The sequence below is a fragment of the Salmonella sp. SAL04213 genome (genome assembly GCF_046550535.1).
In the GTDB taxonomy this organism is placed as follows: Bacteria; Pseudomonadota; Gammaproteobacteria; order Enterobacterales; family Enterobacteriaceae; genus Salmonella; species Salmonella enterica.
Window position 1 is genome coordinate 89,222 of sequence record NZ_JBGDXS010000002.1, and the last position, 17,604, is coordinate 106,825.

Genomic DNA, 17,604 nt, shown 5'->3' on the forward strand with positions numbered 1-17,604 from the left:
ACGACCGAAGGCCTCATGCTGAGTAACGATATTCTGCGTAGCGTGCGCTACATTTTAAAAGCTAATAATACCGATCTGGCGCGTATCCTGGCGCTGGGTAACGTTGATGCTACGCCGGAGCAGATTGCAATCTGGTTGCGCAAAGAAGAGGAAGAGGGGTTTCAGCGTTGCCCGGATATCGTGTTGTCCTCATTTCTCAATGGCCTCATTTATGAAAAACGCGGCAAAGATGAGGCGGCGCCTGCATTGACGGCGGAACGTCGTATCAACAACAATATTGTGCTGAAAAAGCTGCGTATTGCCTTTTCGCTAAAAACAGATGATATCCTGGCGATACTTACCGGTCAGTTGTTTCGTGTCTCAATGCCAGAGATCACCGCGATGATGCGCGCGCCGGATCATAAGAACTTCCGCGAATGCGGCGATCAGTTTATGCGTTATTTTCTGCGCGGTCTGGCGGCCCGTGAACACGCGGCGAAGTAATTCTGCGGTATTGTTCCCGGCAGCGTCCTGTCTGACCGGGAAAACGCATTATTATACTAATTGATTCTATGATACCCGCTCTCTTCCAACAGTTTCTGCGAGCGAATCATTGACAGATAGTACGCGGAACAGTTGTCAATTGATGATCCTGGCAATTTACAGAGGTCGCTTATTTTTGCCTGGGTAAAATCAATATCCACATATTCCGTAGCATAGCTATCATAATAGTCGATTCGTTCAGTCAAACCCGGCATACCCTGATAAGCTTCGCCGACTTGACTCAGCATTTTTTGTGCCTCTTCTTTATTATTGGCTTTCAGGGTCTTATAAAGTATTTTATGTTCAGATATTTGACGTAAAACGATATCCCCTTTGTAGTAATAGGTTAACTTGATTTCAATACCGTTGAGATTACCTGCATAGCGTTGTGTTTCCTCTGACTCTTTGCTAGCGGCTATCTTCTTGATAAACGCTGTCATGTTATTTTGCTTTCCCTGGAGAGTATCGTTTTTCTGATCGCAGCCAGTTATGCTAACCGATAGAGAGAGCGCGAATAGTGGCAGTGCCATAAGGCGTAGAACCTGCATAACAATTCCTTGTCGTTAAGTATTGGTGTGGCCAGGAATTCAGGGATTATAGGCTTTGGCGAGGGGACTTACAGCGAGGCTGTCTTTTTTCGGAATTCATAAAGAAAAGACGCTGCCGAAGCAGCGCCCTGAGCGACTTTACCAGTCGATGCAATACATTATGCCTGCCAGTTATTTCGCTTCTTTAAAACCAGCAGCTTCCAGCAGCGTCTGGGTTTGTTTCATGCTGATACCTTTGCTGGTATCGCCGGACACCATCGTCCCTGAGATTTGCTGTAACGCTTTAAAGTCCACTTTTTCCATATCCACAGAGACGTTTTCCTGGGCATAGGTATCTTCATAGGTTAATTTTTCTTCCACTCCGGCGATATTTTTATATTTCGCGCTCAGCGGATCGAGAATTTTGGCGGCATCTTCTTTCGTTTTAGCGCCTACAGTGGCATAGCTGATTTTACTTTCAGACGTCTGCTTAATGATTTTGTCACCTTTATAGGTGTAAGTAATTGAAATTTCTGTCCCCGCCAGGTTTGCGTTAAAGGTCTTTGATTCTTCTTTATCGCCACAGCCAGCAAGAGAGAACACCAGTACGGAAGCCAAAGCCGCGGACAATAACTTGCCAGAAATTTTCATCTAAAACTCCATTTTATATAATGATTGGGTTTTTAAAATAATTTCAATGAATTAATTTAACCCAGTAATAGCAATGTATCAGGGAGAGATAGAATATGACTTTTAGCCGTTATTTAGCAGTCCGGATATGGAGTCTTAACGCTATTGCTTATTAAGGAAAAAGTTAAAACACGCGGATGGGGTGATATGCCAGTCAGGATTAAGCGGTTAAAAAAGCCGGAGCATGCTCCGGCTTGTTGCTTATTTCACCTGTTGGCCAGGCTTCGCGCCGTCATCAGGGCTTAACAGGAAGATATCTTTCCCGCCAGGGCCTGCGGCCATCACCATTCCCTCGGAAACGCCAAAGCGCATTTTGCGCGGCGCGAGGTTGGCGACCATTACCGTCTGGCGGCCAATCAGCGCCTGCGGGTCCGGGTAGGCGGAACGAATGCCGGAGAAGACGTTACGCTTCTCGCCGCCCAGATCCAGCGTCAGGCGCAGCAATTTGTCAGATCCTTCCACAAACTCGGCGTTTTCAATCAATGCTACGCGCAGGTCAATTTTGGCGAAATCGTCAAAGGTGATGGTTTCCTGAATCGGGAAGTCGGCTAACGGGCCGGTAACCGGCGCAGCTGCGGCTTTCACCTCTTCTTTAGACGCTTCAACCAGCGCTTCAACTTGCTTCATGTCGATGCGATTGTAGAGCGCCTTAAAGGTGTTGACCTTGTGACCGAGCAGCGGCTGTTCGATGGCATCCCAGTTCAGTTCACTGTTCAGGAAGGCTTCAACGCGTTCAGAAAGCGTCGGCAGTACCGGTTTCAGATACGTCATCAGCACGCGGAACAGGTTGATGCCCATCGAGCAAATGGCCTGCAGGTCCGCGTCGCGGCCTTCCTGTTTAGCCACCACCCACGGCGCTTGCTCGTCAACATAACGGTTAGCGACGTCGGCCAGCGCCATAATCTCACGGATAGCTTTACCGAATTCACGGCTTTCCCATGCTTCGCCAATCACCGCAGCGGCGTCAGTAAAGGTTTTATACAATTGCGGATCGGCCAGTTCAGCCGCCAGCACGCCGTCGAAACGCTTATTGATAAAACCGGCGTTACGCGAGGCCAGGTTAACTACTTTATTGACGATATCGGCATTGACGCGCTGGACAAAGTCTTCCAGGTTCAGGTCGATGTCATCAATGCGTGAAGAAAGCTTCGCGGTGTAGTAGTAGCGCAGGCTGTCGGCGTCAAAGTGTTTCAGCCAGGTGCTGGCCTTAATAAAGGTGCCGCGCGACTTAGACATCTTCGCGCCGTTCACCGTCACGTAACCGTGAACGAACAGGTTGGTCGGCTTACGGAAGTGGCTGCCTTCCAGCATGGCAGGCCAGAACAGGCTGTGGAAATAGACGATGTCTTTGCCGATAAAGTGATACAGCTCGGCGTCGGAGTCTTTTTTCCAGTACTCATCAAAACTGGTCGTGTCACCGCGCTTATCGCACAGATTTTTGAAGGAGCCCATATAGCCAATCGGCGCGTCCAGCCAGACGTAGAAATATTTGCCCGGCGCGTTCGGGATTTCGAAACCAAAATACGGCGCGTCGCGGGAGATGTCCCACTGCTGGAGGCCGGATTCAAACCATTCCTGCATTTTGTTCGCCACCTGCTCCTGCAGCGCGCCGCTGCGGGTCCACGCCTGCAGCATTTCGCTGAATGACGGCAGGTCAAAGAAAAAGTGCTCGGAGTCACGCATTACCGGCGTCGCGCCGGACACCACGGATTTCGGCTCGATAAGTTCGGTCGGGCTGTAAGTTGCGCCGCAGACTTCGCAGTTATCGCCGTACTGGTCTGCGGATTTACATTTCGGGCAGGTGCCTTTCACAAATCGGTCCGGCAGGAACATGCCTTTTTCCGGATCGTAGAGTTGAGAGATAGTGCGGTTCTTAATAAAACCGTTCTCTTTCAGGCGCGTATAAATCAGCTCGGACAGCTCGCGATTCTCGTCGCTGTGCGTTGAGTGGTAGTTGTCGTAGCTAATATTAAAACCGGCGAAATCGGTCTGGTGCTCCTGGCTCATTTCACCGATCATTTGCTCCGGCGTAATACCAAGCTGCTGCGCTTTCAGCATGATCGGCGTGCCATGAGCGTCATCGGCACAGATGAAGTTAACCTCATGGCCGCGCATTCGCTGGTAACGGACCCAGACATCAGCCTGGATGTGCTCCAGCATATGGCCGAGGTGGATAGAGCCGTTGGCGTACGGCAGCGCGCACGTTACCAGAATTTTCTTCGCGACTTGAGTCATAGTGGGTATTACTTCTTCTGTTGTAAAAAAGGGCTTTGATAGTACCAAAATGGTAATTACTGCGCCAATCGATAAGGGCATTTATCCGTAAATGAATAATTGTTACCGCTGGAGTAAACTACAAAGTTACAATCGTACTTTTCAGAACTACAAAAGGAGTCGGGATGAACGAACAATCCCAGGCCAAATCACCAGATACCCTGCGAGCGATGGTCGCCGGGACGCTGGCGAATTTCCAGCACCCAACCCTGAAGCATAACCTCACCACGCTTAAGGCGTTGCACCACGTCGCCTGGATGGATGATACGCTGCACGTTGAGCTGGTCATGCCGTTCGTCTGGAACAGCGCGTTTGAGGTCTTAAAAGAGCAATGCAGCGCCGATCTGTTACGTATTACAGGCGCAAAAGCGATCGACTGGAAACTGTCGTACAACATTGCGACGCTGAAACGCGTCAAAAATCAGCCTGGCATTAATGGCGTGAAAAACATCATTGCCGTGAGCTCCGGTAAAGGCGGGGTGGGTAAATCGTCCACGGCGGTAAACCTGGCGCTGGCGTTAGCGGCTGAAGGCGCAAAGGTCGGGGTTCTCGATGCCGATATTTACGGTCCGTCGATCCCAACCATGCTTGGCGCAGAAGATCAGCGCCCGACATCGCCAGACGGTACGCATATGGCGCCGATTATGTCTCACGGCCTGGCGACCAACTCGATCGGCTATCTGGTGACTGACGATAACGCGATGGTATGGCGCGGCCCAATGGCCAGTAAGGCGCTGATGCAGATGTTGCAGGAGACGCTGTGGCCGGATCTGGATTATCTGGTACTGGATATGCCGCCGGGAACCGGGGATATTCAGCTGACGCTGGCGCAGAACATTCCTGTTACCGGCGCGGTGGTGGTGACTACGCCGCAGGATATCGCGCTAATCGACGCCAAAAAAGGTATCGTGATGTTCGAGAAGGTGGAAGTGCCGGTGCTCGGCATTGTGGAAAATATGAGTATGCATATTTGTAGCAACTGCGGCCATCACGAACCGATCTTCGGCACGGGCGGCGCGCAGAAGCTGGCGGAAAAATACCATACTCAGCTTCTGGGTCAGATGCCGTTGCATATTAGTCTGCGCGAAGATCTCGATCGTGGTACGCCGACGGTGGTTAGCCGTCCGGAGAGCGAATTTACCGCGATCTATCGCGAACTGGCCGATCGCGTTGCGGCACAGCTTTACTGGCAGGGTGAAGTGATTCCGGGAGAAATCGCCTTCCGCGCGGTGTAATCCTCCTGACGTATTCCAAAGAGAATATGACATTCACTGCATTAATATATATTGATGCAGTGAATGTATTAATAAAATAATAGCCCCCGCATTGTTAATTCCTGCTTAAACAGACAGGTGTTTATCTGAAATAATCGGCAAAAACATTATTTGAATTGATCATACCTATCCTACTGATTTATTTTTTCAATTGGTTTTAAGGTATCGATACGTTCATACTGCTCATCAGGACGGCCTGCATACTGTTTGACGTTCACCAGAGGAACAATTGCTCACTATGAAAAAATATTTGCTGATGGGAATTATAGTTTCGGCTTATGGGATAAGCGTACCCGTTTTTGCCTCCGACACCGCAACATTAACCATCAGTGGAAAAGTGACCGCGCCAACGTGCAGTACAGAAGTGGTAAACGCACAGTTGCAGCAGCGTTGCGGCAACACTATCCACGTTTCAACGCTGCAAACACCCGCCGCTACGCCGATGAGAGGTGTAACAACGCAGCTATACACGGTGCCTGGTGATAGCACCCGACAGATTGTTGTTAATCATTACGACTAATTCTTATTAATTCCGCAGGCCCATATCATTGATATCAATGATATGGGCTTTTTTATTTGTTGTGTTTATATTTAAGGGCAGTAAATTTCGGAAATTAATAAGTTTACAAAATAATGATAAGCAATGATTATTTGTTGCAATTATATTGCAATCTGTAAATTGTTTTAAATCAACAAAACATCGTGTTTACATTGCGATAACTTCCTGTCTATGAGAATTTTCGTTGCAAGGGTTAATAACTCTTAACAAATAGAAATTACTTCATTAAGGAAGAGATTATGAAACGTTCACTTATTGCTGCTTCTGTATTGTCTGCTGTATTTATGAGCGCTGGGGCTTTTGCTGTTGATGAGTATGATTCAGGCGTTCTGAATATTAACGGAAAGGTGGTTGGTACTACCTGTCAATTTTTGGGTACGAACACCGCTGAAATTAGACTGAATGAAATTGGTGCGGATAAAATAATTAATTTAACCCCGGGTCAGATTTATGACGCAGTAACTAATCAAACTCAGATGCCGTTGAAAATAAAATGTCAACAGGGTGTAGCGCCGCGTATTACCTTCTCTTCAACGCAATTTGACAGCCACGATATCACATTTAATAACGGGTCTGCCAAAGGTGTCGGTTTTGCGGTTTACTACGGAAGTACGGATAATCAGATTGATCCAGAGACGGGGGTGACACTAGATCCAAATAGCAGCGGTGAATACGACTTGACTTTTTTAGCACGCTATGCGCGTTTAGACGGTGATGTTGCTTCTGGTGATGTTAGCTCAACACTGACTTTAACGGTTGTTACTGACTAATTTATTCAACCGGCGGCGTTCGTCGCCGGTTTTTTATAAGCAAGGCCGTGTAAATATGAAAATATTATCTGCAGTATTATTATCTGCCATAATTTTGCCTGCGCATGCTGGTATTGTTATTTATGGTACGCGTGTGATTTACCCGGCAGAGAAGAAAGAAGTCGTTGTACAATTGGTGAATCAGGGCGAGCAAGCTTCGCTGGTACAGTCCTGGATTGATGACGGTAACACTTCATTACCGCCAGAAAAAATTCAGGTGCCATTTATGCTGACGCCGCCAGTGGCGCGCGTTGCCGCTGAGTCTGGTCAGCAGATCAAAATCAAGAAAATGCCTAATAGCTTACCGGACAACAAAGAAAGTCTGTTTTATCTGAATGTGCTTGATATTCCACCAAACAGCCAGGAAAACGCCGGTAAAAATGTGCTTAAATTCGCAATGCAGAATCGAATAAAATTAATATGGCGCCCCAGTCGAATTGCCGCCGTAACCAAAGACAGTTTTCAGCGGATTGGTTTATTTCGCAGTAATAAAACTGTCATCATGAAAAATGATACTGCAAACTGGATTACCGTGACGGATGTAAAAGCAGGAAATACTAAGATTAATGATCAAACTATCATGCTGCCACCGCTATCGACGCAAAATATTAACATGAAATATGCGTCAACAAGCCAGTATGAAGTAACGATTATTGATGATAATGGTAACTATATTAGTAGCAAAATTAATGTAAAATAAACAGGAGTTCATCATGCTAAGGATGACGCCCATCGCTTCGCTTGTTTTATTGACTCTGTTTACCTGGCAAACGCAGGCTATCGCGACGGAAACGTTTGATACCCATTTTATGGTGGGGGGAATGAGAGATCAAAAAATAACAAATTTCCATCTGGATGAGAATAAGCCAATTCCGGGACAGTACGAACTGGATATTTATGTCAACAATCAATGGCGAGGTAAATACGATATCATTGTTGCCGATGATCCCGGTAGCACGTGTATTTCAACTGAGTTGTTGAAAAATATTGGTGTGATAAGCGATGGTCTGCAACCGCAGGGAGCAACGGATTGTATTGCGTTAAAAGATGTCGTGAGAAGCGGTGGCTATACTTTTAATATTGGCGTTTTTCGGCTGGATTTGAGCGTTCCCCAGGCCTATGTAAATGAGGTCGAGGCGGGTTATGTATTGCCTGAAAACTGGGATCGCGGCATCAATGCATTTTATACTTCTTACTATGCCAGCCAGTATTACAGTGACTATAAGAATTCTGGCAGTAGTGAAAGTACTTACGTTCGGTTCAATAGCGGTTTCAATCTGTTGGGCTGGCAAGCGCATGCGGATACCACATTTAATAAAACCGATGGCAGCAGCGGTGAGTGGAAAAGCAACACATTGTATCTGGAGCGCGGTATCGCTGAGCTCCTCGGCACATTACGCGCCGGGGATCAGTATACCTCGTCAGAGATTTTTGATTCTGTGAGATTTACCGGCGTTCGCCTGTTCCGCGATATGCAAATGTTGCCAAACTCGAAACAGAATTTTACGCCGTTGGTGCAGGGGATTGCACAGACTAACGCTTTGGTAACCATCGAACAGAACGGATTCGTTGTTTATCAGAAAGAGGTTCCTCCTGGCCCCTTTTCCATTGCGGATCTGCAACTCGCGGGCGGTGGCGCGGATCTTGATGTCACCGTGCGTGAGGCGGATGGTTCGATAAATACCTGGCTGGTGCCTTACGCTTCCGTACCGAACATGTTGCAGCCTGGCGTCTCTAAGTATGATTTTTCCGCCGGCAGTAGTCATATTGAAGGCGCCGATAATCAGGCCGATTTTACACAAATCAGTTATCAGTATGGCCTTAATAACTTGTTGACGCTTTATGGCGGTACGATGCTATCGAACCATTATAATGCGTTTACCCTCGGCACGGGGTGGAATACCCGGATTGGCGCCATTTCGCTTGACGCTACGCGATCGCACAGTAAACAGGATAATGGCGATGTATTTGATGGTCAGAGTTATCAGCTTGCTTATAATAAATACCTGACCCAAACATTAACTCGGTTTGGTCTGGCTGCGTATCGGTATTCATCACAGGATTACCGCACATTTAACGATCATGTCTGGGCCAATAATAAAAATAACTATCGTCGCGATAAGAATGATGTATACGATATTGCTGATTATTATCAAAACGATTTTGGGCGTAAAAATACGTTTTCAGCTAATGTGAGCCAATCTTTGCCAGAAGGATGGGGCGCAGTATCACTGAGTGCATTATGGCGTGATTACTGGGGACGTAGCGGCACCAGTAAAGATTATCAAATAAGCTATTCCAATACGTTCCAGAAAATTAATTATACGTTATCCGCCAGTCAGACTTACGACGAGGATCATAATGAAGATAAACGTTTTAACCTGTTTATTTCAATTCCCTTTGACTGGGGGGACGGTATTACTACCCCGCGGCGTCATCTGAATGTGTCGAACTCGACGACCTTTGATGATGATGGATTTACCTCAAACAATATTGGTTTAACCGGTACGGCAGGCAGTCGCGATCAATTTAATTACGGCGTGAATGTTAGTCATCAGCGACAGGATAGTGAGACCACAGCGGGGACGAATTTAACCTGGAATACGCCCGTTGCAACGCTTAATGGTAGTTACAGCCAGTCGTCCAATTATACTCAGACCGGCGGAAGTATTTCCGGTGGGGTTGTAGCCTGGAGTGGCGGGTTGAATTTATCCAGCCGGCTTTCAGATACCTTTGCGATTATGCAGGCTCCGGGACTTGAAGGAGCCTACGTTAACGGCCAAAAATATCGGACCACCAATAAAAAAGGAACGGTGGTTTATGACAACCTTACGCCATATCGCGAAAACCATCTTATGCTTGATGTGTCGCAAAGTAGCAGTGAAACGGAATTACGCGGTAACCGTAAAGTTGCCGCCCCGTACCGAGGGGCCGTCGTGCTAGTGAATTTTGATACCGACCAGCGTAAACCATGGTTTATTAAAGCGCAGCGTCCTGATGGCTCGCCTCTTATTTTTGGTTATGATGTAGTAGATCATCATGGTCATAATGTGGGCATTGTTGGACAAGGTAGTCAGCTATTTATTCGAACGAATGATATTCCGCCCGAAGTCAGTGTACCAGTAGATAAAGAGCAGGGGCTTTCATGTTCAATCACCTTTGGTAAAACGGTTGATGAAAGTAAAGTTTATATTTGTCGGTAGTGGTGAGGTGGTGAAATGAAACTCTTTCTTTTTATCGTGATGTTATTGATTTTACCTGAAACATACGCAGCCTGTACGGGAGAAATTACTTATCAGGATAATTTAATTATTCGTGAGGATTTTACGATTAACCCTAATCAGTCCGCAACTTATAGCCATAATTTTAACGATACAACTTGTTCAGGGACTTATAAGATAACGCGTATGGATCCTTCCGATATCATCGTGGGATTATACAATGATACAGTAAAACTGAAGTTAAAAATCGCCTGGGCAGATAATAATACTCTCACAATGCCGTTTACAACGGGCTATACGGTAACGGTTGAACCCGCTTCCTCTGGGGCGAATGTAAATATTTCTGCCGGTAGTGGGAACAGTGTCCTAATCAACGGGGTGGTATCAATAACAAGCGCTTCTTCTGCAACTCAGTTTACGGCCGGTTTGCGGTTTTTAGGGTGCCTGCTAGCAGGAAGAGGCTGGAATGCCTGTGCCGCAGATTATAATAGTTATCTTAGAGGTGCAGGGTTATATTCATTTGATCTGTTTGTGTCCTACGATCGCAAGCAGACAACCTGCAAACCTGAAGATCTGACGATCACGCTACCGAATATTGCGCTTTCTGAATTATATAACACAGGCAAGGTCAGTAACAAAAATGCCGCGGATAATATTCGACTCCAGTGTGATAATCTTTTTGGTAATGCTAAACAAGCATCGCGTAAAATGACGGTTTATCTCTCCAGCAGTGATTTAATACCAGATAGCTATTCTGTGTTGCGTGGTGCTGTGAATAATGGCGTCGGATTTATACTGGAGAGCGGTGGAAAAACGGTGAATATTTCAAATACAGCAGAGCAGGGTAATGCTTCAACGTTATGGAAAGTGGATCAAGTAGGCACGCCGCTCAACAGTGATATGATAACAATCCCTATTATCGCCAGTTATTATGTTTATGACCGAGACAATATAAAGCCAGGCGATCTAAAAGCGACTGCGCTGATCTATGTGAAATACGATTAATATATATGAAAAATATTTAAGATATATGGCGCGATAGGTGAATGAACTTCCGGTCACTTACAATAATAAGTGACCGGGATGACAATTTTTCTGCAATAAATTTTAATGTGGTATGCGGTAGTTTCAAAAGGGCGAGATCCAGAGAGAATCGGGTAGTGAAGGCAGTCAACAAAAAGGCAGTTTGAAGGGGATAGAGTGATTAAGGGCTAATAAAAAAGTAACATGGGGCTGTATTTCCCCCTCTGGATGAGGGGGCTTTTTTTATCGATGATAAAAAATCTCGCCATCATAGGCTTTGATGATTTTTCCATCGGTATCGTTAATCAGTACATACGCGCCGCCCATATAGGTCCAGTGAGTACCGGCATCTGGCGCGGGCAGATTACGTAATTTCCACTGTTTAATATTGTACTCATCGGTGCGGTACATCTGCGGAACGGTATCGCCGGGCTTGAAGTGGGTGAAGTCGGCGATAAAACTTTTTAACTCATATTGATCAATGCCCGTTGTCGCGGGGGCGGCCCATGCAAAACTGGTTGCAAGCAACAGCGCGCAAGGCAGCAACTTACTTTTCATACTTTTACCCTCCACATATGCGGGTCAGTTAACATCGTGTGTATCATTTCTGCTGGTGGCGTATCTGACAAGCGCTATTTTGTTATCTCACGCCCCTTTTCGTAAAAAGTGTAAACGAAAGCGTCGTGCAGCAACATATCCGCCAGCAAGTTTGCCAGAACCGAATAGGTTTTGAGAACTATCTGATAACGCTGAAATTATCGTCCGCCGTTGGCTGTAAATTTACATTGTCTGGCGCAGACAGTATGCTTAATAGCGAAACCCCCGCTTAACACGGTGGGGCTTGACGACTCGGGGTGCCCTTCTTTGTGAAGGCTGAGAAATACCCGTACCACCTGATCTGGATAATGCCAGCGTAGGGAAGTCTGACACTGCTCGTGTCCCTTCTTCACGCGGGCAGGAGCTGAACCATGCAGCCTGACCTGCACTGCCGCACGCTTGCGGCGCATACGTTAAAACACTTTCGCGCGCTCTCCCCGCTTACGCACTGTATGACGAATGACGTCGTACAAACGTTTACCGCCAATACGCTGCTGGCGCTGGGCGCTTCACCCGCCATGGTGATTGATCCCGTCGAGGCCAGACCGTTTGCCGCCATCGCCAACGCCTTGCTGGTTAATGTCGGAACCTTAACCGCCTCACGCGCTGACGCGATGCGTGCGGCGGTAGAAAGCGCTTATGATGCCAAAACGCCGTGGACCCTTGATCCTGTCGCGGTGGGCGCGCTGGAATTTCGTCGGCGATTTTGCCTGGATCTCTTGTCCCTGCGCCCGGCGGCAATACGCGGCAACGCCTCGGAAATCCTGGCGTTATCCGGCATGGCGCTGGGCGGACGCGGCGTAGATACCACCGAGGCGGCGTTGGCCGCACTGCCTGCGGCGCAGGCGCTGGCGCGTCAGATAGACTGCATCGTTGTGGTTACCGGAGAGGTAGATTACGTCACTAACGGTCAGCGCACGCTGAGCATTCCCGGCGGCGATCCGTTAATGACTCGCATTGTAGGCACCGGCTGCGCGTTGTCGGCGGTCGCCGCCGCCAGTTGCGCGTTACCGGGCGCCGCGCTGGACAATGTCGCTTCGGCCTGCTGCTGGATGAAACTGGCTGGACAGGCCGCGGCAGAGCGTAGCGAAGGTCCGGGCAGCTTCATCCCGGCTTTTCTTGATGCGCTCTATCATCTGGATGTGGAGGCGGCCAATGCAACGAATTAACGCGCTGACGATTGCCGGTACCGATCCCAGCGGCGGGGCCGGTATCCAGGCGGATCTCAAGACCTTTTCCGCGCTGGGCGCGTATGGCTGTTCGGTCATCACCGCGCTGGTGGCGCAAAATACCTGTGGCGTACAGTCGGTGTACCGGATAGAGCCGGACTTTGTCGCCGCTCAACTTGATTCCGTGCTCAGCGATGTGCGCATTGATACCACAAAAATCGGGATGCTGGCGGAAACCGATATTGTCGAGGCCGTGGCGGAGCGACTACAGCGCCATCATGTACGTAATGTGGTGTTGGATACGGTGATGCTGGCGAAAAGCGGCGATCCGCTGCTCTCGCCCTCTGCGATAGAAACATTACGCGTCCGGCTGTTGCCGCAGGTATCGCTGATTACGCCTAATTTGCCGGAAGCCGCAGCGTTGCTGGATGCGCCCCATGCGCGTACGGAACAGGAGATGCTGGCGCAGGGGCGGGCGTTACTGGCGATGGGGTGTGAAGCGGTATTAATGAAAGGCGGGCATTTAGAGGATGCGCAAAGCCCGGACTGGCTCTTTACCCGTGAGGGCGAGCAACGTTTTAGCGCGCCGCGTGTGAACACCAAAAATACGCATGGGACGGGCTGTACGTTGTCGGCGGCGTTGGCGGCGTTACGGCCCCGGCATCGCTGTTGGGGAGAGACGGTAAACGAGGCGAAGGCATGGCTTTCGGCGGCGCTGGCGCAGGCGGACACGCTGGAAGTGGGGAAGGGCATTGGTCCGGTACATCATTTCCACGCGTGGTGGTAGTATACTGCCTACAGACCCGTCGTCAGGAAAGATAAATGGAACAAGCGCATACCCGGCTCATCGCGCAACTGAATGAACGAATTTCAGCGGCGGATAATACGCCGCTATACATGAAATTCGCCCAGACGGTAAAGGATGCCGTGCGCAGCGGTATTCTTGAGCACGGTAATATTTTGCCTGGCGAACGCGATCTCAGCCAGCTTACCGGCGTCTCGCGCATCACGGTACGGAAAGCGATGCAGGCGCTGGAAGAAGAGGGGGTCGTCACGCGCGCCCGTGGCTACGGTACGCAAATCAATAATATCTTTGAATATTCCCTGAAAGAGGCGCGGGGATTTTCTCAGCAGGTTGTCTTGCGCGGCAAAAAACCGGATACGCTATGGGTTAACAAACGCGTGGTAAGTTGTCCGGATGAGGTCGCGCAGCATCTGGCGATCCCCGCAGGCAGCGACGTCTTTTTACTCAAACGCATTCGTTATGTTGATGAGGATGCGGTATCGATTGAAGAGTCCTGGGTGCCCGCGCATCTGATTCATGATGTCGACGCGATTGGTATTTCTCTGTATGACTATTTTCGTCGCCAGCACATTTACCCTCAGTGTACCCGATCCCGCGTCAGCGCCCGGATGCCGGATGATGAGTTTCAGTCGCATATTCAAATGGATGGTAAAGTGCCGGTGCTGGTGATTAAGCAGGTGGCGCTCGATCAGCAGCAGCGGCCTATTGAATACAGCATCAGTTATTGTCGTAGCGACCTATACGTTTTTGTGTGCGAGGAGTAGCGCCTCGCGCGTGGGCGCGCAGTCGCCGCCGCGATGCCCGACCACCCAGCTTGCCACCGCATTTCCCAGCAGTACGGCATCCGCGAGCGGCCAGCCTGACGCCAGTCCTGCCAGCACGCCGCCAGCATGGCTGTCGCCCGCGCCGATGGTATCCACCACGGTTGCCGGAAACGCTGGCACAACGCCGGAAGATTGCGCGCTAAAATACCACGCTCCGTCTTTATCGTGGCGCACCACCAGCGGCGCGGAAAAGCGGTTTACCCATGCTTCGCCGAAAGTGCGCGTATCGGTCGCAAGTCCGGCGCGTTCCGCGGCGATGATGGCTTCCTGGCGGTTGAGGGAGACGATGGGTCGGCAGGCCATAATGCGCGCCATTACATCGTCTGTAATATCACCGATTCGTGGGCCAAAATCGATAAAAGGCGTTACATCGTCGACGGTTTCCAGCCACTGGATCAGTGGCTCGCCACAGGACGAGGCCAGTTGATAGCCGGACAGGTAGACAAGACTGCCCCGCGGTGTCCTGAGCTGCGACAGCCAGTCCGCATTCCACTGGTTTTCCACGCCGCTAAAAGACATAAACGTGCGTTCGCCATCCGGTTCGACTAACGCCAGACACCAGCCGTTATCTCCTTCAACCGCGTCAATCACGCTGGATAATCCCTCTTTTGCCAGACGGCGGCGAATCCTCTCCGCCCACACGCCCTGGCCCAGCGGCAGCGCATTGCTGGCGTCAATCCCCAGTCGTTTCAACGCCACGGCAATATTCAGCGCACAGCCGCCGACATTGACGCTCTGTTGTTGCAGTTCAATATCGCCTCCGCGACGCGGCAACGTCCAGGCGTCGGCAATGATATCGATCACTGCCGCGCCGATAACGGTGAGCGGACGCCGGGTATGCAGGGTCGGTAATAATGTCAGCAACCGTGCGCCGTTCATAGTGCCTCCCGCCGTTGACGATAGCTCGCCAGCGCAACGGCATAGCGCGCAAAATCCAGCTGATTAACCTCGTCCAGCGTTTGCTTTAACTGGGGGTTAATGGCGCTTACCCCGTGCAACGCGCCGCAAATGGCGGTAGCCATCGCGCCGATAGTGTCGGTATCGCCGCCGAGGTTAGCGCACAGCACGGCACAGCGGTTAGGATCGGTATTCGCCAGTTCCACCATGGCGATAGCGCAGGGAACCGATTCAATGGTGCTGGTTCCCGCGCCGATGATCTGATAGAGCTGTTCGCTGGCAGATTCGACGCCGTCGGCGTGGCGGACAATGTTTAGCGCCAGTTCCAGACGTGCCGATAGCGAGGCGCTAAACGTGGTAATACGCGCTGTCTGCGCCTGATGGGCGACGGCGGGGAGCGAGTCGGCAATACTTTGCCACGTGTCGCCGTTAACCGCTCGCGAGACGGCCCAGGCGACAACCACGGCGCCAGCCACCGCCAGATCGGATTTATGCGTCGGGCTGGAGGCTAACGCTACTTCTGCTATAAAGGCTGTCAGGTTAGTTGGCGGCAACAGGCAGCCCAACGGCGAAACGCGCATGGCCGCGCCGTTAGTCACGCCGTTATTTTCCAGCGCCGCGATGGGTTTGCCGTCGCGAATCGCATTCAGCGCAATTTTTGACGTCGGGCCGAGTACATTTTTATTGAACGCATCAAAGCGTTCCGCCCAGGCGAGGATGTTACGCCCAATAATCTCGGGATCAATGTTGCCTTCGCATTCGAGTAGCGCGTCGGCCAGGCAGAGCGCCATTGCGGTATCATCCGTAAACTCCGCGCGGTTAAAATAGCAGGCGGCATTATTCTCTTTTGGGCCGGGCAGAAAGCGGTCAATCCAGCCGAAATGCGCTTTGACGCGCGTTCTCGGCCACAGCTCAGAGGGCATTCCCATCGCATCCCCTAACGCTTGCCCGTAAAGAGCACCGAGAATACGTTCTGCTTTCATTTTACTTCCCCTTGTGTCAACGCAATATCGCGATCGTCAATAGCAGTGATCTCTTTGTCCGATTCGCGAAAGAAAATCATAAACAGTAGCGCGATGACGGCAATCATCACTGCGCCAAACGTCCACATGCCCGCCCAGTTGAATGTCAGACCGTTAACCGGTTGCGGATAAGCAAACATTTTTTCCATCATCACGCCGCCGAGACGATACCCCAGCAGGCTGCCGAATCCCTGACAGCAGAGGGTGATAAGCCCTTGCGCAGCGGTACGCATATGAACCGGCGCTTTTTTATCGACATAAATGTAGGCGGTGACGTAGTAGAAATCGTAACTTACGCCGTGCAGCAAAATACCGAGGAACAGCAGGGCGTAAGTGAAGTACGTCTCCGCGCCGCCATAGACAAAAAAGCCGTAGCGGATCGCGGCGGTAATAAGACCAAGTAATAATACCTTTTTAATACCAAAGCGCTTAGTGAAAAAGGGCAGCGCCAGCATAAAGAAGATTTCAGAGAACTGGCCGAGCGTCATCCAGCCGGTGGCGTTTTTCATTCCCACTTCCGTCAGATAGCCGTTAGCGAAGATGTAGTAGAAGGCCAGCGGCATCGCAAACAGGAAGGAACAGAAGAAGAAAACGAGAAAGTTTTTATCGCGCAGCAGGACCAGCGCATCCAGTCCCAGCATCACTTTAATATCCATCTTGCCGGTGCTTTTTGGCGGCGTGTCTGGCAGACAGAACGCAAATACGCCCAGCAACGCTGAACTTGCGGCGGTTATGAGCAGTGGAATATTGGTGGGGGAAATATCGTTATAGCCTAACATTTGCGGCAGGAATCCACAGGCGAGGCCGGAGGCAATCCACCCAATGGTTCCCATAACGCGAATGCGTGGAAAATCGCGTTCAACGTCCGGTACGTTAGCGAAGGCAATGCTGTTTGTCAGCGCGATGGTCGGCATATAGGTCAATGAATAGGCCAGAAGCAGCGGAAAGAATCCGACAAAGGTGGTTTGCTGCGCCGCGAAATACATCAGCACGGCGCCTGCAAACATCAGTACCGCCAGGACTTTTTGCGCTGAGAAAAAACGGTCGGTAACGGAGCCGACCAGAATCGGCGACAGGATCGCCGCAATGGCGGTACAGGCATAAGACCAGCCTATTTCACCGGCGGAAAACCCGCTTTTATTTAGCCATAGCCACAGGGGGACGAACCAGGCGCCCCAGATAAACCACTCCACGAACATCATGAACGACAGTTTAAAGGTCGTTTTCATTTTTGAATCCTTCATGACAGGTAAGGTACGCCACGACAATACCACTTAATAATACCTTTTAAATACCATTGAGCATTAATTTTGACCGATCTAACACTTTTTCGGACGTGAATCGAGTCAGCAGATAGCGCCGAAAAAATGCGCTAAAGTTGGCAAAAATGG

Annotated in this window: 17 protein-coding genes and 1 riboswitch; of the genes, 10 read left to right on the forward strand and 7 right to left on the reverse strand. The window is 50.0% G+C overall.

The features are described 5' to 3' along the window. Positions 1-15 precede the first annotated feature (15 nt). Complete coding sequence (locus tag ACLJPQ_RS05170; RefSeq protein ID WP_000950413.1) at positions 16-483, forward strand: DUF1456 family protein; 468 nt, start codon at positions 16-18, stop codon at positions 481-483. A 56-nt stretch (positions 484-539) separates the two neighbouring features. Here the strand turns inward: ACLJPQ_RS05170 and ACLJPQ_RS05175 are convergent, their stop codons facing one another. The 3 genes from ACLJPQ_RS05175 to metG form a co-directional block, all read right to left on the reverse strand. Next, positions 540-1,070, reverse strand: a complete 531-nt coding sequence (locus ACLJPQ_RS05175; protein ID WP_023138368.1) for a YehR family lipoprotein — start codon at positions 1,068-1,070, stop codon at positions 540-542. Between the two features lie 171 nt (positions 1,071-1,241). Then, positions 1,242-1,700, reverse strand: coding sequence for a YehR family lipoprotein (locus ACLJPQ_RS05180; RefSeq protein ID WP_000703137.1), 459 nt, complete (start codon positions 1,698-1,700; stop codon positions 1,242-1,244). 240 nt (positions 1,701-1,940) lie between these two features. Beyond that, the gene (gene metG / locus ACLJPQ_RS05185) at positions 1,941-3,974 is read right to left on the reverse strand and encodes a methionine--tRNA ligase (RefSeq protein WP_000195335.1); all 2,034 of its coding nucleotides are present in this window, start codon (positions 3,972-3,974) and stop codon (positions 1,941-1,943) included. Positions 3,975-4,138: 164 nt separating this feature from the next. Here metG and apbC point away from each other — a divergent pair, with 164 nt between their 5' ends. From apbC to ACLJPQ_RS05215, 6 genes are all read left to right on the forward strand, one after another. Further along, the gene (gene apbC, locus ACLJPQ_RS05190) at positions 4,139-5,248 is read left to right on the forward strand and encodes an iron-sulfur cluster carrier protein ApbC (protein WP_001005424.1); all 1,110 of its coding nucleotides are present in this window, start codon (positions 4,139-4,141) and stop codon (positions 5,246-5,248) included. Between the two features lie 277 nt (positions 5,249-5,525). Beyond that, positions 5,526-5,807, forward strand: coding sequence for a YehE family protein (locus ACLJPQ_RS05195; protein ID WP_000760404.1), 282 nt, complete (start codon positions 5,526-5,528; stop codon positions 5,805-5,807). A 278-nt stretch (positions 5,808-6,085) separates the two neighbouring features. Continuing rightward, positions 6,086-6,616 carry a fimbrial protein YehD gene (gene yehD / locus ACLJPQ_RS05200; RefSeq protein ID WP_000830686.1) on the forward strand — a complete coding sequence of 177 codons (531 nt, stop codon included), beginning with the start codon at positions 6,086-6,088 and terminating at the stop codon, positions 6,614-6,616. Positions 6,617-6,671: 55 nt separating this feature from the next. Then, positions 6,672-7,355 (forward strand): fimbrial biogenesis chaperone StcB, encoded by a 684-nt coding sequence (gene stcB, locus ACLJPQ_RS05205; protein WP_000698775.1) that lies wholly within the window; start codon positions 6,672-6,674, stop codon positions 7,353-7,355. Between the two features lie 13 nt (positions 7,356-7,368). Then, on the forward strand, positions 7,369-9,858 hold the full coding sequence (locus tag ACLJPQ_RS05210) for a fimbrial biogenesis outer membrane usher protein (protein WP_080184659.1): 2,490 nt from the start codon (positions 7,369-7,371) through the stop codon (positions 9,856-9,858). 15 nt (positions 9,859-9,873) lie between these two features. Then, on the forward strand, positions 9,874-10,881 hold the full coding sequence (locus ACLJPQ_RS05215) for a putative fimbrial-like adhesin protein (protein WP_000765278.1): 1,008 nt from the start codon (positions 9,874-9,876) through the stop codon (positions 10,879-10,881). A gap of 261 nt (positions 10,882-11,142) precedes the next feature. Here the strand turns inward: ACLJPQ_RS05215 and rcnB are convergent, their stop codons facing one another. Then, positions 11,143-11,457, reverse strand: coding sequence for a Ni(II)/Co(II) efflux transporter accessory subunit RcnB (gene rcnB, locus ACLJPQ_RS05220; protein WP_000837534.1), 315 nt, complete (start codon positions 11,455-11,457; stop codon positions 11,143-11,145). A gap of 282 nt (positions 11,458-11,739) precedes the next feature. Beyond that, positions 11,740-11,836, forward strand: a riboswitch (TPP riboswitch). Positions 11,837-11,867: 31 nt separating this feature from the next. Here rcnB and thiM point away from each other — a divergent pair. Genes thiM through ACLJPQ_RS05235 form a run of 3 tightly spaced genes read left to right on the forward strand, consistent with a single transcriptional unit; the run spans position 11,868 to position 14,234 of the window. After that, positions 11,868-12,665, forward strand: a complete 798-nt coding sequence (gene thiM, locus ACLJPQ_RS05225) for a hydroxyethylthiazole kinase (protein WP_023202771.1) — start codon at positions 11,868-11,870, stop codon at positions 12,663-12,665. Continuing rightward, positions 12,652-13,452, forward strand: a complete 801-nt coding sequence (gene thiD / locus ACLJPQ_RS05230) for a bifunctional hydroxymethylpyrimidine kinase/phosphomethylpyrimidine kinase (protein ID WP_001188960.1) — start codon at positions 12,652-12,654, stop codon at positions 13,450-13,452. Before thiM ends, thiD begins: the two co-directional genes overlap by 14 nt. Positions 13,453-13,487: 35 nt before the next feature. After that, complete coding sequence (locus ACLJPQ_RS05235; protein ID WP_080184658.1) at positions 13,488-14,234, forward strand: GntR family transcriptional regulator; 747 nt, start codon at positions 13,488-13,490, stop codon at positions 14,232-14,234. Here ACLJPQ_RS05235 and ACLJPQ_RS05240 read toward each other — a convergent pair. The 3 genes from ACLJPQ_RS05240 to ACLJPQ_RS05250 are packed head-to-tail and all read right to left on the reverse strand — an operon-like array spanning position 14,208 to position 17,442. Beyond that, positions 14,208-15,173, reverse strand: coding sequence for a PfkB family carbohydrate kinase (locus ACLJPQ_RS05240; RefSeq protein WP_001012664.1), 966 nt, complete (start codon positions 15,171-15,173; stop codon positions 14,208-14,210). The genes ACLJPQ_RS05235 and ACLJPQ_RS05240 overlap by 27 nt on opposite strands. Further along, the gene (locus ACLJPQ_RS05245; protein ID WP_000642793.1) at positions 15,170-16,174 is read right to left on the reverse strand and encodes an ADP-ribosylglycohydrolase family protein; all 1,005 of its coding nucleotides are present in this window, start codon (positions 16,172-16,174) and stop codon (positions 15,170-15,172) included. The genes ACLJPQ_RS05240 and ACLJPQ_RS05245 overlap by 4 nt, the downstream gene beginning before the upstream one ends. After that, positions 16,171-17,442, reverse strand: coding sequence for a nucleoside permease (locus ACLJPQ_RS05250; RefSeq protein WP_000858698.1), 1,272 nt, complete (start codon positions 17,440-17,442; stop codon positions 16,171-16,173). Before ACLJPQ_RS05250 ends, ACLJPQ_RS05245 begins: the two co-directional genes overlap by 4 nt. Between the last annotated feature and the right edge of the window lie 162 nt (positions 17,443-17,604).

Coding starts and splice junctions, on each gene's coding strand:
- ACLJPQ_RS05170 (WP_000950413.1), top strand. CDS start 16: ATGCTGAGTAACGATATTCTGCGTAGCGTGCGCTACATTTTAAAAGCT.
- ACLJPQ_RS05175 (WP_023138368.1), bottom strand. CDS start 1,070: ATGCAGGTTCTACGCCTTATGGCACTGCCACTATTCGCGCTCTCTCTA.
- ACLJPQ_RS05180 (WP_000703137.1), bottom strand. CDS start 1,700: ATGAAAATTTCTGGCAAGTTATTGTCCGCGGCTTTGGCTTCCGTACTG.
- metG (WP_000195335.1), bottom strand. CDS start 3,974: ATGACTCAAGTCGCGAAGAAAATTCTGGTAACGTGCGCGCTGCCGTAC.
- apbC (WP_001005424.1), top strand. CDS start 4,139: ATGAACGAACAATCCCAGGCCAAATCACCAGATACCCTGCGAGCGATG.
- ACLJPQ_RS05195 (WP_000760404.1), top strand. CDS start 5,526: ATGAAAAAATATTTGCTGATGGGAATTATAGTTTCGGCTTATGGGATA.
- yehD (WP_000830686.1), top strand. CDS start 6,086: ATGAAACGTTCACTTATTGCTGCTTCTGTATTGTCTGCTGTATTTATG.
- stcB (WP_000698775.1), top strand. CDS start 6,672: ATGAAAATATTATCTGCAGTATTATTATCTGCCATAATTTTGCCTGCG.
- ACLJPQ_RS05210 (WP_080184659.1), top strand. CDS start 7,369: ATGCTAAGGATGACGCCCATCGCTTCGCTTGTTTTATTGACTCTGTTT.
- ACLJPQ_RS05215 (WP_000765278.1), top strand. CDS start 9,874: ATGAAACTCTTTCTTTTTATCGTGATGTTATTGATTTTACCTGAAACA.
- rcnB (WP_000837534.1), bottom strand. CDS start 11,457: ATGAAAAGTAAGTTGCTGCCTTGCGCGCTGTTGCTTGCAACCAGTTTT.
- thiM (WP_023202771.1), top strand. CDS start 11,868: ATGCAGCCTGACCTGCACTGCCGCACGCTTGCGGCGCATACGTTAAAA.
- thiD (WP_001188960.1), top strand. CDS start 12,652: ATGCAACGAATTAACGCGCTGACGATTGCCGGTACCGATCCCAGCGGC.
- ACLJPQ_RS05235 (WP_080184658.1), top strand. CDS start 13,488: ATGGAACAAGCGCATACCCGGCTCATCGCGCAACTGAATGAACGAATT.
- ACLJPQ_RS05240 (WP_001012664.1), bottom strand. CDS start 15,173: ATGAACGGCGCACGGTTGCTGACATTATTACCGACCCTGCATACCCGG.
- ACLJPQ_RS05245 (WP_000642793.1), bottom strand. CDS start 16,174: ATGAAAGCAGAACGTATTCTCGGTGCTCTTTACGGGCAAGCGTTAGGG.
- ACLJPQ_RS05250 (WP_000858698.1), bottom strand. CDS start 17,442: ATGAAAACGACCTTTAAACTGTCGTTCATGATGTTCGTGGAGTGGTTT.